This is a genomic window from Kribbella deserti (assembly GCF_042434725.1).
GTDB classification, from domain to species: Bacteria; Actinomycetota; Actinomycetes; order Propionibacteriales; family Kribbellaceae; genus Kribbella; species Kribbella deserti.
The window spans coordinates 155,945-172,264 of record NZ_JBHLTC010000028.1 but is presented as its reverse complement, the minus strand read 5'-3'; the positions used below and the strand labels follow the sequence as shown (position 1 = coordinate 172,264).

14 protein-coding genes are annotated in these 16,320 nt (G+C 69.3%); 7 read left to right on the top strand and 7 right to left on the bottom strand.

The features are described 5' to 3' along the window. Positions 1-4 precede the first annotated feature (4 nt). Complete coding sequence (locus ACFFGN_RS21550) at positions 5-1,252, bottom strand: cytochrome P450 (RefSeq protein WP_380050569.1); 1,248 nt, start codon at positions 1,250-1,252, stop codon at positions 5-7. 61 nt (positions 1,253-1,313) lie between these two features. Here ACFFGN_RS21550 and ACFFGN_RS21545 point away from each other — a divergent pair, with 61 nt between their 5' ends. Together ACFFGN_RS21545 and ACFFGN_RS21540 are read left to right on the top strand one after the other, a co-directional pair. Continuing rightward, complete coding sequence (locus ACFFGN_RS21545) at positions 1,314-1,901, top strand: TetR family transcriptional regulator (RefSeq protein WP_380050567.1); 588 nt, start codon at positions 1,314-1,316, stop codon at positions 1,899-1,901. Further along, entirely contained in the window at positions 1,901-3,106 is a 1,206-nt protein-coding gene (locus tag ACFFGN_RS21540) for an MFS transporter (protein WP_380050565.1), read from the top strand. The genes ACFFGN_RS21545 and ACFFGN_RS21540 overlap by 1 nt, the downstream gene beginning before the upstream one ends. Here the strand turns inward: ACFFGN_RS21540 and ACFFGN_RS21535 are convergent. Further along, entirely contained in the window at positions 3,092-3,361 is a 270-nt protein-coding gene (locus ACFFGN_RS21535) for a hypothetical protein (protein WP_380050563.1), read from the bottom strand. The genes ACFFGN_RS21540 and ACFFGN_RS21535 overlap by 15 nt on opposite strands. A 90-nt stretch (positions 3,362-3,451) precedes the next feature. Here ACFFGN_RS21535 and ACFFGN_RS21530 point away from each other — a divergent pair, with 90 nt between their 5' ends. Beyond that, positions 3,452-4,549 carry a mannose-1-phosphate guanylyltransferase gene (locus tag ACFFGN_RS21530; RefSeq protein ID WP_380050561.1) on the top strand — a complete coding sequence of 366 codons (1,098 nt, stop codon included), beginning with the start codon at positions 3,452-3,454 and terminating at the stop codon, positions 4,547-4,549. Positions 4,550-4,596: 47 nt separating this feature from the next. Here the strand turns inward: ACFFGN_RS21530 and ACFFGN_RS21525 are convergent, their stop codons facing one another. From ACFFGN_RS21525 to cofD, 5 genes are all read right to left on the bottom strand, one after another. Continuing rightward, entirely contained in the window at positions 4,597-5,340 is a 744-nt protein-coding gene (locus tag ACFFGN_RS21525) for a ThuA domain-containing protein (RefSeq protein ID WP_380050559.1), read from the bottom strand. After that, complete coding sequence (locus tag ACFFGN_RS21520) at positions 5,333-6,409, bottom strand: Gfo/Idh/MocA family protein (RefSeq protein WP_380050557.1); 1,077 nt, start codon at positions 6,407-6,409, stop codon at positions 5,333-5,335. The genes ACFFGN_RS21525 and ACFFGN_RS21520 overlap by 8 nt, the downstream gene beginning before the upstream one ends. 141 nt (positions 6,410-6,550) lie before the next feature. Then, positions 6,551-7,261 (bottom strand): thioredoxin-like domain-containing protein, encoded by a 711-nt coding sequence (locus ACFFGN_RS21515; RefSeq protein ID WP_380050555.1) that lies wholly within the window; start codon positions 7,259-7,261, stop codon positions 6,551-6,553. A gap of 195 nt (positions 7,262-7,456) precedes the next feature. Beyond that, positions 7,457-8,428 carry a coenzyme F420-0:L-glutamate ligase gene (locus tag ACFFGN_RS21510; RefSeq protein ID WP_380050553.1) on the bottom strand — a complete coding sequence of 324 codons (972 nt, stop codon included), beginning with the start codon at positions 8,426-8,428 and terminating at the stop codon, positions 7,457-7,459. After that, positions 8,425-9,402: a 2-phospho-L-lactate transferase gene (gene cofD / locus ACFFGN_RS21505; protein ID WP_380050551.1), complete on the bottom strand. Its 978-nt coding sequence runs from the start codon at positions 9,400-9,402 to the stop codon at positions 8,425-8,427. Before cofD ends, ACFFGN_RS21510 begins: the two co-directional genes overlap by 4 nt. Positions 9,403-9,535: 133 nt before the next feature. Here cofD and ACFFGN_RS21500 point away from each other — a divergent pair, with 133 nt between their 5' ends. The 4 genes from ACFFGN_RS21500 to ACFFGN_RS21485 all read left to right on the top strand — a co-directional run bounded on the left by ACFFGN_RS21500 (position 9,536) and on the right by ACFFGN_RS21485 (position 15,910). Next, positions 9,536-10,804: a cation:proton antiporter gene (locus ACFFGN_RS21500; protein WP_380050549.1), complete on the top strand. Its 1,269-nt coding sequence runs from the start codon at positions 9,536-9,538 to the stop codon at positions 10,802-10,804. A 273-nt stretch (positions 10,805-11,077) separates the two neighbouring features. Then, entirely contained in the window at positions 11,078-11,329 is a 252-nt protein-coding gene (locus tag ACFFGN_RS21495; RefSeq protein WP_380050681.1) for a WhiB family transcriptional regulator, read from the top strand. Between the two features lie 202 nt (positions 11,330-11,531). Continuing rightward, positions 11,532-14,435, top strand: coding sequence for a glycosyltransferase (locus ACFFGN_RS21490; protein WP_380050547.1), 2,904 nt, complete (start codon positions 11,532-11,534; stop codon positions 14,433-14,435). Next, positions 14,432-15,910: a DUF5719 family protein gene (locus ACFFGN_RS21485; protein ID WP_380050545.1), complete on the top strand. Its 1,479-nt coding sequence runs from the start codon at positions 14,432-14,434 to the stop codon at positions 15,908-15,910. The genes ACFFGN_RS21490 and ACFFGN_RS21485 overlap by 4 nt, the downstream gene beginning before the upstream one ends. Positions 15,911-16,320: the final 410 nt, after the last annotated feature.

Sequence of the window (16,320 nt, the reverse complement as noted above, 5' to 3'; positions counted from 1 at the left end):
CGGGCTACTTGCGCACCGGCAGGCTGGTGATACCGCGCACCAGGCTGGAGGGACGCCACCCGACAGAGCCGTTGCGACGCAGACCAGGAAGTCTGGTCGCGAGGGTCTTGAACGCGACAGCCCCTTCCAGCCGCGCGAGCGGCGCACCCAGGCAGTAATGCGCGCCGCTCGCGAAGGCCAGGTGCTCGGTATTCCGCTGCTGGTGGATGTCGAACTGGTCGGGCCGGGTGAACACCGCCGGATCCCGATTGGCCAGCCCGAACATGATCATCACCGGCGCATCCGCCGGAAGCCGTACCAGCCCATGACCGGTCTCGACCTCGACCGGCTCGTGGGTGAAGCGGACGCCGTACTGGAACGGTGTCTCGTAGCGCAGCACCTCCTCGACCACCCGCGGCGCGAGCTCCGGCTCATCGCACAACGCCCGCCACTGGGCGGGATGATCCAGCAGTAAGCGGACGCCGTTGCCCAGCAGGTTGACCGTGGTCTCGAATCCGGCCAGCAGCAACAGCCCGGCCGTGGTGACGAGCTCCTCCGCGGTCAGCCGGTCCTCGCCGAGTGCGGCCACCAACGTGCTGATCACGTCATCGCCCGGTTCGGCGGTACGCAGCTCGATCAGCTCGGCGAAGAGCTGCCGCAACGCGATGCTCACCTCCGTCACCTCGTTCAGTTGCCGGACCGAGCTGACGTCCAACGCGGCGCCGGCCACCTGGCCATACCGCGCGAAGACCGCGTCATCCGCCGCCGGAATGCCGAGCAGTTCGCGGATCACCGTGATCGGCAGCGGTCCGGCGAAATCGCTCACCAGGTCGAAGTCGTCCGGAGCCCGGTCGATCAGCGCTGCGGTGATCTCGGCGACCCGGGCCTCGTACGCCGGCATCTTGGCGCGGGTGAACGCCGGGGCGGCGATCCGGCGCAACCGAGTGTGGTCCGGCGGGTCCTGTTCGAGAAAGGTGTTCACCCACGGCGGTTCGACCGGTCCGGGCCAGCGGTACGGCGGGCGTCCGTCGGCGTGACGTACCCCGATCCGGCGATCCCGCAGCAGCGCCGAGCAGACGTCGTACGACGTCGCCACCCAGGTTCCCGAAAGGGATTTCCACAGCGGGCCGCGCTCGCGCATGCGCCGCAGCAGGGGATACGGATCGGCATGCCAGCGCGGATTGCCGAGTTCCGCGACTGGATCACCGAACAGGCGAAGGGTGTGCCGCGCGACGCGCTGCGCGGCCAGATTCGTATGGGCGCGGATGGTCATGGTGCCTCCCAGCTGGCGAACATTTGACGTCCGTACTGAACATCAATGTATGCTTCTGAACATGAGTGTTCAACCCAAGCGGTCCACCGGGCGAGATCCGCGCAGCATCCTGGCGATCGCGGCCGAGGTGTTGCTGGCGGATCCGACCGCGTCGCTGGCTGACGTCGCCGCTGCGGCGGGAGTCGGCCGGACGACGCTGCATCACCGCTTCCCGACTCGCCACGATCTGCTGGTGGCGCTGGCGCACGACTCGCTCGACCAATGCGCGGAGGCCATCGACGCGTCCGGGCTGGTCGCGATCGACGAGGGCTCGACGCCGGCCGAGCTTCGGGCGGCCTTGCGAAAGTTGGTGGATGTGCTGATTCCCCTCGGGCCGCGGATCGCCTTGCTGGTGCGGCAGCCGTCGCTCGACAAGGAGAAGGACCTGGAGGAGCGGCTGGCCCGGTTGGACGCGCCCGTCGAGACCTTCTGCGGATTCGCCCAGAAGGCAGGGGTGTTGCGGTCGGACCAGACCGTGTGGTGGCAGGTGCAGAGCGTTTACGCGCTGACGTATCTGGCCTGGGAGGGCATCGCCGCGGGCCGGATCGCGCCGCTGGACGCGACCGAGCTCACCCTGGACACGTTCCTCACCGGGACCGGCGCGCGCTGATGGCCACGCAGGTGCAACCCATCCGTCGGCACAAGCCGCTGGCGGGGTTGCTCACGGCAACGACTTTGTCGATGACGGGTAACGCGATCGTCGGCGTGACCGTGCCGTGGGTGGTGCTGGCACGTACCGGCAGTGCCACCTTCGCGGGCCTGGCCGGAGCCGCCGCGATCGCGCCGATCGCCTTGTCGGCGTTGTTCGGTGGCGCGCTGATCGATCGCCTCGGCCGCCGCTTCTGCGCCATCGTGGCGGACCTGCTCAGCGCGCTGGCCGTCGCCGCGTTGGCCTTGCTGGACGGGGCGTTCGGCCTGCCGTTGTGGGGCATCTTCGTGCTCGTCGCAGTTGGCGCGGTGTTCGACGGCCCGGGTACTGCCGCCCGCGAGACGCTCCGGCCGGACGTGGCTCGCGCAACTGGTACGCCGTTGCCGCGGGTGAACGCGTGGGGCGAGGCGGCCGAGAGCGTGGGTCTACTGCTGGGCCCGGGCCTCGGCGGCGTATTGCTGGTGGTGCTCGGCGGATTCGGCGCGCTCTGGATCACCGTCGCGATGTTCGGGCTGTCGGCGTTGGTGACCGCCTTGACCGTGCCGGCGCATCTCTCGCCACCTCCGCATCGCGAGCCCTACCTGCGCTCGGTCCTGGAGGGCCTCCGCTTTGTCCTGCGCGAACCAGGGCTGCGCACGGTCGCGTTGACCGCCACGATCATTGTGGGATTCGTCGCGCCGTTCGAGTCCGTTGTGCTGAACTCGCACCTGCAGGACATCGGCCGCCCCACCGGGTACGGGTTGATCCTGGCCTGCTTCGCCGCGGGCGGCCTGCTCGGCGCCATCACGTACGGCGTACTGGGTCATCGCCTGCGCGAGCGGCCCGTACTGATCGGGTCCGTCGCGGCCACGGCGATCGGGCTGGCGGCGTTCGCGTTCTTGCCAGGTGTTCCGGTGATGGCGGTGCTGGCCTTCGTCACGGGTATCGCGTCGGGTCCGATCAACCCGGTGGTCGCGGTGATCATGCAGTCGCGAACGCCTGAACGCCTCCGCGGCCGCGTAATCGGCAGCTACACCTCCGTGGCGCTGGCAGCCGGTCCAGTCGGGTTGTTGCTGATCGGCCCGGTAGTGGACGTCGCCGGGCCGCGAGCGGGTTTCGCCGTCATCGCGGCCGGGTGCCTCCTTGCGGCCCTGTTCGTCGCGATGGCCCGCTCACTTCGTCGGTGACCCTGGCTCGGTGGGAGGCGCTGGAGGTGTCGTACGGCGGATCGTGGCGTCCTTGACGCGTTGCTCGTTTGCGATCCGGCGGTTGTCGTCATAGCCCTGGTACATCTCGAGGAACGCCAAGCCGACTCCGTGCGCTCCACGCTCCGGACGGCGCTTGCGGTAGTAGAGCCAGCCCTTGCGCTCTACCCACAGCAGTAACCGGTCGAGCAGGAACAGCCCGATCAGGCCGCCCACGGCCCAGAGCGTCCAGTGCATTCGTACCTCCACGGACTACTGGCCAACGGTTCGAGGCGCGGGGTGGTTCCTGGCTGGGGGAGGTGCTGGGAGCCGCTAGGCTGGCTCGTCATGCGAAACGTGGTGATCCTGGCCGGTGGTTCGGGTACGCGGTTGTGGCCGTTGTCCCGGGTCGACAAGCCCAAGCAGGTGCTACCCCTGGCGGGCGGCTTGTCGCTGCTCCGGGTGGCGTACAACCGGCTGGAGGGTCTCGTTGATCCTTCGCGCATCTACGTCTGTACGGCGGCAGCACATGCCGAGCAGGTGCGGGCGCAGATCCCGGAACTTCCCGAGGGCAATCTGATCGGCGAGCCCACCGGCCGCGACACCGCGAACGCCGTCGGCCTCGCCTCGGCCGTCGTCGGCCGCGACGATCCGGACGCCACCCTCGCGATCGTCACCTCGGACCACCTGATCACGCCGGAAGAGGAGTTCCGCGCCGCGATCTCGGCGGCCTTCGACCTGGTCGAGACCCGGCCGCGATCGCTGGCCACCTTCGGCATCGAGCCGACGCATCCGCACACCGGCCTCGGGTACGTCGAACGCGGTGAGCCGATCGAAGCCAGCCCGGCGTTCGTGGTGGACCGGTTCCGGGAGAAGCCGGACCGGGCGACCGCCGAGGAGTACCTGGCGACCGGGCGGTTCTGGTGGAACTCGGGCATGTTCGTCTGGCGGGCCGAGACCCTGCTGAGCGTGCTCGACGAGCTGCTGCCGGCATCGGCCGCGGAACTGCGCCGGGTGGCCGGGGTCTGGGACAGCGCCGAGCGGGACGCCGTACTGGCCGAGGTCTATCCCCAGTTGCAGAAGATCAGCGTCGACTTCGCGGTGATGGAGCCGGTGTCGCAGGGCAAGGTGGACGCCGACGTGGTCGTCGTACCGATGAATGTGAAGTGGCTCGACGTCGGTTCGTGGGCGGCGCTGGCCGGCACCTACCAGGTAGATGCCCGAGGCAACCGTCGGGACGAGAACACCCTGGTCTGCTTACTGGATTCCGACGACAACGTGATCGTCACCGACGATCCGGATCACCTGATCGCGACGGTCGGACTGCGCGAGCACATCATCGTGCACACCCGCGACGTCACGATGGTCTGCCCGCTGGTGGACGGCGAACGCGTCAAGGACCTGGTGGCGCACGTCCAGACGACGCATCCCACCAAGTACACCTGACCGGCCCCGCCACTCCGGCCCGCCCGGCCGGAGTGGCAGGGACGGCGTCAGGGGGTGAACCACTCCCGTTCGGCCCGGTGATGGACCTCCGGCAGGGCTCGGGGTGAGTCGGGCGCCAGCCACTTCACCGCGTTCGCGATGATCTGCTTGACGCCGTCATGGTGGTACGTCGGGTACTCCTGGTCGCCCGGGCGGAAGTAGAACACCCGGCCACGGCCACGCCGGTAGGCGCAGCCCGACCGGAAGACCTCGCCGCCGCTGAACGAGCTGATGAACACCAGCTCATCCGGCTGCGGGATGTCGAACAGCTCGCCGTACATCTCCTCGCGCTCGAGCAGCAGCGGATGCGGCACTCCGGCGGCGATCGGATGGCCCGGCGAGACCGTCCAGACCAGCTCGCGATCGGTTCCGTCGCTGCGCCAGTCCAGCGAGCACGTCGTCCCCATCAGCTTGATGAACACCTTCGAGAAGTGCGCCGAATGCAGCGCCAGCAGGCCCATGCCGGACTGCACCGCACGCTGCACCCGCTCGGCCACCTCGTCCGCGACGTCCCCGTGCGCGGCGTGCCCCCACCAGGTGAGCACGTCGGTATTGGCGAGTACCTCCTCGGTCAGCCCGTTCTCCGGCTGCTGCAGCCAGGCGGTCCGGACCTCCACCTGCGTGCCGAGGGACGCGCGCAGCCCGGCCGCGATCGTCTCGTGCATGGTCTCGGGATAGATCTCCTTCACGCTCTGGTCGCGGTGCTCGTGCACGTTCTCGCCCCAGACGGTGACGCGAATCGGTTCAGGCATTGACGGTGACCTCTCGGTGCTGGAGGGCGGAGCGGTAGCAGGCCTCGATCACCCTGGTACGGCGCAGGCCCGCCCCGCCGTTGTGCTCGGCCCAGTCGCCACCGCGGACGATCTCGACGAATTCCCGCACGACGGCACGATGGCCCTCGCCCTTGCCCACGGCGGGACGGACCTCGGCCGGTACGCCGCCGACGTCGGTGAAGATCCGCAACGTGTCCCCGTGACGGTAGTCCTGGACCTCGATCCGGGCACCACCTTCGGTGCCGTACAGCTCGATGCCGAAGTTGTCGCCCGGCGCCCGGAACGTGGCCCAGCTAGTCTCCAGCTGCAGCGCGCCACCACCTTCGAGCCGCAGGTACGCCGTGGCGAGATCCTCCACCTCGAACGCCGATCCGAGCGGCTGCGTGCCGTACGCCGAACCGCCCAGGCCGCGCGGCCCGAGTTCGGCGAACGTCGAGGCGCTCGCGGTCTCGACCAGCGGCTCACCGAGCAGGTAGAGCGCCAGATCGAGGATGTGCACGCCGAGGTCGATCAGCGGGCCGCCGCCGGCCAGCTCCCGGCTGGTGAACCAGCCGCCCAGACCGGGAATGCCGTTGCGGCGCATCCAGTGCGCCTTCGCGTAGTAGATCCGGCCGAGCTGGCCCACGTCGATCTGCTGCTTTAGCACGGCCACGTCGCCACGCTCGCGGTGATTGAACACCACCTTCAGCACCCGGCCGGCCTGCTCCGCGGCCGCGACCATCGCCTCGCCCTCGGCCACCGAGCGCGCGAGCGGCTTCTCGCACAGCACGTGCAGGCCCGCTTCCAGCGCCTTGATGGCGATCGGCGCGTGTAGATGCGTCGGGGTGGCGATACTGACGGCGTCGAGGCCGGACGCGATCAGGTCCTCCCAGCGCTCGTAGCGCCGCTCGATCCCGAACCGCTCGCCGAGTTCTTCGAGTCGTTCCTTCTCCAGCCCGGCCACCGCGTCCAGGGAGACCCCGGGCACGGCGGCAAATCCTTCCATCGCGGCCTGTCCCGCGAAGCCGAGGCCGATCACGCCGACCCGCAAAGTCTTTTGATCGTTCATACCCGCAGTCTTCGCACCTCGGCCAGGTCAGGGCAAACCTCCATCCACCAGCCGGACGGAAACGCTTCCGCCGTACCACCTGCCAGAACGCAAAGCGCCGCGCCTTCGGTGCTGAAGGCGCGGCGCTTTGGTGGAAAAGGGTCAGCCGCCGTTGGGCTCTTGGGCGTCGGTGGCCGGGTACTTGTCCATGAACTGGGCGAGAGCCTCGCCGCTGGGCTCCGCGCAGAACTGGCGGTGGCCCTTGGCGGTCTTGGCGTCGCCGCCGCTCCAGTGCGAGAAGGCGATGTTCTTGCCGGCGGGCCAGGCGGCGCCGTCGGTGGACTTGAAGGGCGCCGCGATGAACTTGCCGCGGGCGCTGTCGGGCAGCTTCGCCTTCGCGATGCGCTCGATCACTTCCAGCTTCTTGGAGTCCTTGGCGACGGCCTCGTTGTACCAGAGGATCGTGTAGCCGTGCTCCAGGTTGTGCACGAGGTTCTCGATCGCGGGGCGGTCGGAGTCGGCGTAGAACGTCTTACCGAAGGGGGCCCAGTTCTGGTAGTGCGGGCCGGACGACGGCGGCGACACCGAGTAGGTGATCTTGGTGCCGTCGGGCTTGTGGTCCTGCAGACCACTGGCCGGGTCGTCGATGATCGCGTCGCACGACGCGGCGGACGCCTTGACGCCGATATCGGGAATGGCCTGGTTCCGGGTCTTCGAATCCTGGATCAGCTTGACCGCCGGGAAAGCGATGATGCCGAGGCCCACGATGATCGAGACCCCGACGATAATCCAGGTACGGCGCTTGTCGGACCGCGCCTGGTCGCGCTGCATCTTCTCGATCAGCTCGCGACGTGACTTCTGCGTCTTACCCACAGTGTTGGTCTTCCCGGCTCAGGGGCGGTCCGCTGCCGCCGTGCGGATGAAGTGTACGCAGGCAATCTGAGAGGTTGCCTAGTGTGCCGTGTGTCCGAGGTTCCTTGGCGCTTGCGGCGCCCAGGACGCACCTCACGGCACTGACCACCGCAATCACTCAAGCAACCTCGGACACACGGCACAAGAAAGTTCGGCTCACCGTGAGCCGAACGTGACCGTTGCCTCACTGCCCGGACCCGTGCGCACACTCACGCCGTAGCCCTCCGCGTGCAGCAGGATCGCGAATCGCTCGGCCAGCTGGCCGACCGCCACCGGGTCGGCGCCGAACACGTTCGCCGTACCGCCGCCGACCTCGATGTGCAGGCCGTCGGCGTCCCGCAGCAGCCGCCGCCACAGGGCCGGTTCGAGCTCGCGCGGGCCCTTCGGCGGTACCCGGTCGAACACCGCGGCCAGGGCGGATTCCCGCGTGCCCAGGCTGAACAGGTCCGACTCGGCGTCGCGAACGAGGGCGCGGGCGCCGGGACCGTGCTCACCCGCGGGCAGTACGACGTCCGCGAGGCCACGCAGTACCGCGACGGGAATACCGCCGGCCTTGCCTTTGACCAGATCGCTCGCGGCCGCGATTTCGTCGGCCAGGGCCGGCAACGTGACCGCGAGGGTGTTGCCGTGGCTGTCCGTGCTGCCGCGCAGGTCCTCGAGCACGGTCACCCCGGCGGCACCGATGGCCAGGTCGATCTGGCCGCTGCGCCACGGCCGGCCGAGCGTGTCGGTGACCACGACGCCCACGTTGACGCCGTACCGCTCGTGCAGGCCGTCGCGAATGGCCCGGGCGGATGCGTCCGGATCGAGCGGCAGCAACAGCACGGTGCCGGGGGCGGTGTTCGACGTGTCCGTCCCGGCGGCGGCCATCACCAGGCCGTGCCGGGTCTGCACGATCCGGGTGTCACCGCGCTGGGCGACGACCCGGACGAGTTCGGCGTCAACCGCCTCGGCGCGCGTCGTACCGGTGAGAATGCGGTCTTCGGCCTTGCTGACGATCTTCGAGGTGACGGACAGGACGTCGCCGTCGGACAGGGCGACCGCGGCCCCGATCAAGCCGGCCAGATCAGTGCCGGGAGCCACTTCCGGCAGGCCGGTGACCGGGACGATCTCGAGGCGTTCCCTCATCGACGCAGCCGCTCCGCCAGGTCGAGGGCGGCCGTCGCGATCGCGGCGGTGGTCGGCACGTCGTTCATCCACAGCGGTACGGCGTGACCGGCGATACCGGCACCGTTGATCTCGTACAGCTGGTCCGCGTCGGAGGTGTCGATCAGCCAGCCGTCCAGAACGCCGCCGGTGGTTCGCGAGCCGTGGTGCAGGCCGACCGCGGCGGCGGTCGACTTCACGCCGATCGCCGCGAGCACCTTGTCGGCCATCCCCCGGACCGGGCCGGTGCCGATGATCGGGGAGACGCCGACAACCGGCGCCTTGGTGGCCCGGACCGCGTCGCGAATCCCCGGCACGCCGAGAATGGTGCCGATCGAGACGACCGGGTTGGACGGCGGCAGCAGCAGCACGTCGCAGTCGGCGATGGCCTCGAGTACGCCGGGACCGGGCTTGGCCTGTTCCTGGCCGACGACCACGATCTCGTGCGCCGGGACCTCGGCGTGCAGCCGGACCCAGTACTCCTGGAAGTGGATCGCCTTGCGGGCGCCCGGGTTCTCCGGATCGTCGACGACCACGTGTGTCTCGATCCGCTGATCGCTCATCGGCAACAGCCGGACGGGCAACTGCCAGCGGGCGCAGAGAGCCTCGGTCACGGCGCTCAGGCCGTAACCGGCGTCGAGCATCTGGGTGCGGACCAGGTGCGTGGCGATGTCCCGGTCGCCGAGGCCGAACCAGGTCGGCTGCACGCCGTACGCCGCGAGTTCCTCCTTCACCACCCAGGTCTCGTCCTCGCGGCCCCAGCCGCGCTCGACCGAGATGCCGTTGCCGAGGGTGTACATGACGGTGTCGAGGTCCGGGCAGACCCGCAGCCCGAACAAGGTGATGTCGTCGGCGGTGTTGCCGATCACGGTGATATCGGCGTCGGGACGGGCCGCCAGCAGGCCACGAAGGAACGTCGCGCCGCCGACGCCACCGGCCAGGACTGTCAATCGCATGGCAGCAGTGTGCACGAGTCGCCAAAGCAACGGACCGTCGCGGGACTATGCTGCGGTGGGTCCGGGGAAGTCGCGCCCGTCCGCCGAAGGCTCCGGACCAGTCTTTGGCCCCAACATCTTCCGAGGAGCCCTCGTGGTCACCGACGCAACCAAGAAGCTCAGAGAGCCGGTCGCGTATTCACTTCTAGCCTTTGCCGGCCTAGTCGCGCTGGCATCGCTGATCCGGCTGTTCCTAGGGGACACCTTCGCCATGGCGGCCTCGGTCACCTCCTCGGCCGTGGTACCGCCGGGCCTGTCCGCGCTGGTGCTGCTCGCCGCGCTGGGCGGCGCCGTCTACCTGGTGACGGAGGCCGGGGAGCGGACTCCCAACGCCCGCACCATCACGCTGGTCGCGCTGATCCTGACGGGTGTGCTCGCGCTGCTGGCTCTGATCACCGTCGTGGCCGGGTTCTCGGGTTCTGCCGAGGCCGGCGGCAAGATCGTCGGGTTCCTCTACTCGCTCGGTGGCATCGCGCTCTACGTGCCGGTGGCGCTGTTCGTCTACAACACCTTCAACGCGTTGCCCGCGCCGGTTCGTGCGCCGAAGCCCGGCCAGCACGGCCAGTTCGCCGGTCAGGGCCAGTACGGCGCTGCCCAGGGCGGTGGCTACGGCGACCAGCAGTACGGCGCCGGCCAGCAGTACGGCGCCCAGGGCGCTCCGGCCGGTCAGGGCCAGTACGGCGACACGGGCGCGCAGTACGGCGCCCAGGGCCAGCAGGGTCAGTACGGCGCCCAGGGGCAGTACGGCCAGGGTGACCAGGCCGGCAGCCAGTACGGCGCGTACGGCGCTGCCGCGGGTGCGGCCGGTGCAGCTGGTGTAGCCGGCGCGGCGGGTTACGCCGCCGGCCAGCAGTCCGAAGGCCAGGCCTGGGGCCAGAGCGAGCAGCAGCCCGCCTGGGGCCAGTCCGAGGCCACCGAGCAGGGTGACGCGGCTCCGGCCGCCGAGGCCTCTCAGTGGGGTCAGGACGCCAACCAGCAGCAGTGGGGACAGCAGGCGCAGTACAGCGCCGAACAGAACCAGCAGTGGCCTTCGCAAGAGAGCGGCCAGCAGTGGGGCCAGGAAGCCGGCCAGCAGCAGTACGGCCAGGAGTGGCCGCAGCAGCCGGCGGCCCAGCAGGGTGGTCAGCAGGGCTGGAGCCAGCAGGGTTGGCAGCAGCCGGAGCAGTCGTGGGAGAGCGGCGCGGCCGCTGGCACGCCCGAAACCTCGGCGACGCCGGCAGAAGGTTCTGCCGACACCGAGGCCGACGACGAGACCCGCATTCAGCCGCCGGTAGAGGACAAGCCGGCCGAGCAGCAGCCCGGTGGTCAGAGTGGCCAACCTGGCGGTGACCAGCAGGGTTGGTGGTCTCAGCCCTCGCAGTGACCCGCTCGTTCAATTGAGCGTTTGAGGCCCGCCGGGATCGCCCGGCGGGCCTCTGTTTGCTTTGCAGCCGTGTTGCGGAAGTCGCCACTAGCAGACCACGGCTTGACTTTGCTGGATTGCAGGAATGTAATTTCAGTCGTGTCGTTCGTTAGGACACTCGGTATCGGGGACCGTTGCAGAGCGCAGGACGGACGAGGTCAGGCATGTGGGACCGCAAACCCACATGCACAGGGGAACGAACAGGGTCGAGGAGGTCGTACCGTGACAGAGCTGATGGCGATTGTCGACGGTGAGGCGATCGAAGAGGAACTCAACTGGCAGGAAAGAGCGTTGTGCGCTCAGACCGACCCAGAGGCTTTCTTTCCGGAGAAGGGCGGATCCACCCGCGAGGCCAAGAAGGTGTGCCTCGGTTGTGACGTCCGGGGCGAATGCCTCGAATACGCGTTACAGAACGATGAACGCTTCGGTATCTGGGGTGGTTTGTCGGAACGGGAACGCCGCAAGTTGAAGAAGCGGGCCGTCTAACGGCCCAGCTTTCGGGATGACGGGCTCCGCCTGAGCCCGGCCGGCGTTCGGCGTGCTGGTGCCCTGCCACCCGCCGCCGTCGGCCCGCCCGTTCGATTCACCCGCTGGCACAACCTCAGAAGTCGCGTAGGGTAGTCCGCGCCCCGGCCAGGCTTGGGACGGCGGCAGGGCCCACCACTTCGTCGAGGTGCAACTACACCGCATGGAAACCGAAGCACAGGCCGGTTGGGATTTTTTCGACTCGGTCGACTTTCCCGCCGACGGCACTGACGATCCACTGGGTCGCGCGCCCGTTCGTCATGTCGTCACCGCGATCGTGGTCGGCCATGACGGCGCCGCCTGGCTGCCGCGGCTGAACGAGGCCCTCTGGGCGCTCGAGCGACGCCCGGACCGCCTGATCGCGGTTGATACCGGGTCGACCGACGAGACCGCTGAACTACTCGCAAATCTTCCCGGCGTCGAGCCGGTGGTCGGCCTGTCCGCGCGGACGGGATTCGGCACCGCCGTGGCCCGTGGTCTCGACGCGGTCGGCTTCGCCGCGATCCCGTCGGCCGCCGGGCCGTACGGCAGCGACGAGAACACCCCGGTCCGGGAGTGGCTCTGGCTGCTGCACGACGACTGCGCGCCCGCTCCGAAGGCGCTGGAACGGCTGTTGCTCGCGGCCACGATCAATCCCGCGATCGGGATCTGGGGCCCGAAGCTGCGGATGTGGCCGCGCGATCGCGAACTGCTCGAGGTCGGCGTCACCACCTCACTGGGTGGCCGCCGCGATACCGGGATCGAGCCGGGCGAGCTGGACCAGGGCCAGCACGACACGATGCGCGACGTACTCGCGGTCAGCTCGGCCGGCATGCTGGTCAGCCGCGAGGTCTGGGAAGGCCTGGCCGGGTTCGACCCGCGCCTGCCGATGTTCCGCGACGACATCGACTTCGGCTGGCGCGCGGCCAAGGCCGGCGTCCGGGTGGCCGTTGCGCCGGAGTCGGTCGTGTACCACGCGCAGGCCGCCGCGGCCGGTGAGCGCCCGCTCGCGGGCACCCGGCGGCATGCGTACCAGCTGGACCGCGCGCACGCCTACTACACCGTGCTGGCCAACGCGCCGGGCAAGTTGCTGCCGCTGCTGATCTTGCGATTCCTGTTCGGCACCGTCTTCCGCTCGGCCTGGTTCGTCATCGGCAAAACGCCTTCGGGTGCCGTCGACGAGTGGACCGCGCTGCTCGGTACGTTGCTGGCCGGCGGCTGGACGAAGGCCCGCAAGGACCGGCGCCGGCTGAACAAGCAACCACACGAGGGCGTGAAACATCTGTTCGCCCGGTCCGTGACGGCGATCCGGCACAGCCTGGAGGACACCGGCAGCGCGATCACCGAGCGGCTGCGCGATGCCTGGGCGGACGAACCCGAGGAACAGGTCGTCACCACCGCCCGCCGGGCCCGCAGTACGTCCCGGGTCGCGGTGGACCAGCCGCGCTGGCGTCGTCAGCTGATCCGCCGGCCGTTCCTGGTCGGCTGGATAGCGCTCTTTGTCGGTTCGCTGCTCGCCGCGCGCAGTGTGATGGGCTCCGGCGTACTGCGCTCCGACGTGATGCCGCCACCGCACGACAGCCTCGGCGATCTGTGGCACGCGGCCGCGACGGCTCCGCCCGGCGTGACCCCGCCGGCCTGGCTCGGGCAGTTCTCGGCCTGGGTGTTCGTGGCGCTCGGCAATCCTTCGCTGGCGACGGATCTGATGGTGCTCGGCGCCGTACCGCTCGCCGCCCTGACCGCTTGGTCGTTCCTGCGCAAGATCGTGCTCGACCGGATGGCCCGGGCCTGGGGCGCCACGGCGTACGGCCTGTCGGTTTTTGTTGGCGGCGCCGTTTCGCAGGGCCGCCTTGGTACTTGCGTCGCGGCGGTTGTGCTGCCGCTGTTGGCGATGGCCATTCACACCGTGACCCGTCGACGGCGCGTAGCCCTGCAAGGCAGTTGGCGGGCGGCTTGGTTCGCCGGTGGCTGCATTGCCGTGCTGGTCGCGTTCACGCCTTCGTTGGGCCTGCTGGCGGCTGTAGGCGCTGCGGCCGGTGGACTGCTTGCACGTGGCTGGTCCCGTCAGAGCCGCCAGTTGTTGTTCTCGTCGGTGCTGGGCCTGCTGCTCGTTCTGCCGTGGACCATCGAGCTTGTGCTGCACCCGTCCCGGATCGGGCAGGAGGCGGGTGGAGCACCTACGGCCGCTATTGGGCCTGGGGACAGCATTGGCCGTCTCCTGACGGGTATCCCCGAGGGTGCGCCCGTGCCGTGGGTTGTTGGTATTCCGCTCGTAGTGGTCGCCTTGCTGAGCATGTTGCGGGGATCGCGTAGCAAGTTCGAACTACTCGGCTGGGCCATCGCAGTGACCGGTCTGGTCGGCACGTTGGCCTCGAGCCGCCTAGGTGGCGGTACTGGCCCGCTGATGCTGCTGATGACCGCGGGGTGGATCGGCGTCATCACGGTCACCTGGGATTCGGTTGGACGTTCGGCCGACATGATCACGCGAGGCGTGCTGGCCGTCGTATTGCTCACTACTGTCGTCTCGGCCGGTTGGTGGGTCGTCAGAGGGGATGATGGGCCGCTACGGCGTGAACCCGCTCAGGACCTTCCGGCGTACCTGGTGTCGGCGCAAGAGCCTCCGCTGAACAGATCGATCGTCGTGGCCAGTAAGCAGCCTGACCAGGGAATCGAGTTCACCTTGGTACGGAATGGTGGCCCGCGTATGGGCGCCGTCGAGGCCGAGGCACCCGCGGCGCAGAGCCAGTCGATCACCGAGGTGCTGGCCGCGCTGGGTGGCGGTGGCGCCGGTGACGAGGCGGAGCGACTTGCCGCGCTCGACATCGACTACGTGTACCTGGTGCCGCCGCTGGATCCGGTGCTGGTCTCGACCATCGACTCGGTGCCCGGCCTCAACCGTTCCAGCGCGAACGACGGCGCCGCGGCCTGGGCGGTCGAGGTGCGTGCCGACGGCAAGAGCCCGATGCGCGAGGTGACGCACGGGATCTGGCGCATCCTCGGCATCGTCGGCTGGCTGCTCACCCTGGTGTTCTGCCTGCCGACCGCCCGGCGTACCGTCGCCGGAACCCATGCGAGGAGGGTCGCGTGAACCGCCTGCTGACCGATCCCCGTCTCCGCGTCGGCCTTTGCGCCGTCATCTTGGTGGTGGTCGCGCTGCTCGGCTTCGTGGCCGGACCGCCCGCGGCGAAGACCGGCACCGGTGGCGCCGCGCTGAACGGCAAGGCCGTCGTCAGCCGTGCGACCGTCGCCTGCCCCGTGCTCGGACCCGGCGGCAAGGTGCAATCGGTGGTCACGGCCGTCTCACCGTTGCTGCCGGACGGTACGCCGATGCCCGCCGGCAAGCAGACCGCGCTCACCCTGTCGGACCTGGACCCGGACTCCGGCCGGGTCTACACCAGCGTTCGCGAACGGGGCCAGCTCGGCGAACTCAAGCGCACGGACAACGGTGAGATCGTCTCGGTACGGGCGAACGGGCCGCTCGCCGCGGGCGCTGCCGCCACCGTGACCGCTCGCGCGGACGAAGGCGCCAACCGTGGCCTGGCCAGCTCGCCGTGTGTCGCGCCCACGTCGGACTTCTGGTTCGTCGGGGTCAGCTCGCAGGCGGGCCGTCGCGGCGTGCTGACGCTCACGAATCTCGACGAGGAACCAGCCAGCGTCGACGTCTACGTGCATGGTGCCGAGGGCGAGGTGGAGGTCCCGGAGGCCAAGGGTGTTGTCGTACCGGCCCGGGACAGCACGGACGTCTACCTGAGTACGGTGCTGCCGAACTCGCGGGATCTCGCGCTGCACGTGCAGGTCGGCGCGGGCCGGGTCGCCGCGACGTTCCGCGACAACGCGCAGGGCAAGACCGGGCCGGCGGGCGTCGACTGGATTCCCGCCGCTGGTACGCCGACCAAGCAGGTCGTCGTACCGGCCATCGCGCCGGGCAAGGGTCTGCGCGTGCTGACGGTGATCAACCCCGGTGACGTGCAGGCCACCGCAACGCTGACGCTGCACGGGCCGAACGGGCGCTTCAAGCCCGCGCGTAAGGAAACCCTGGACATTCCGGCGAAAGCCACCCGGGTGGTCCGCCTCGACGACGCCTTGAAGGGCGACGGTGGCGGCGTGTCGATCACCTCCGACCAGCCGCTGGCGGCTTCCGCCCGGATGATTGACGCGAAGCAGACGGACTTCGCGGCCACGGCCTCGGCGTTGCCGCTGACCGGGCCGGCGTATCTGGCGCTGCCGGCGCATCCGGAGCCACTCTTGCTGATGCTGACCGCGCCGGACAAGGGTGGCGCGGTGTTGGTGGAGGTCCGCGACAGTGCGGGCACGGTGGTCCAGACCCGCGAACTCGACATCGCCGAAGGCGCGACGAGCATGGTCGCCCTCAAACCCCTCACCAGGTCGAGCTACCTCACCGTCACCCCCCGCAAGGGCGACCTGGTAGCCGGCGTAGCCCTCGCGCCGCCGCTGAAAACCATTCCACCCGTCAGCAAAGTAACCGCCTGGACCCTAGCCACCTCCCTGGTCTTCCGAGCCCAACTAGGCGCCGCCCCCAACGTCCAATCCGCCCTTCGCTAACCCAGCCCGAAACCGCCCCCATCGAAGGCGGCGGCACTGGCGGGTTCCCCGGTTCGAGCGCGGGACCGCTCCGGCCACGAAGGTCGATCAACCGGTGAAAGTGGCGCCACCGGCCAGCGACCCCGGGCCGAGCATGGGACCGCTCCGGCCATGATGGGCGAGCAATCGGTGAAAGTGGTGTCACTGGCCGGCGACGATTGGGCGCATCTTGCGCCCTTGGTCCGGGCTGGGTGGTGTCGTCATCTGACGGTTTGGCTTTGGGCGGTTAGGGCGCAAGATGCGCCGAATCGTCGCGACAACAGCAATCGGGTCGTCGTACGACATGGTTCTGTATTGCGCCCAATCGCCGCCGGGCAGTGGTGCCGGCATTAAGGGCTGATCGCCACGTGTGGTGGACCGCGCGGTGGGGG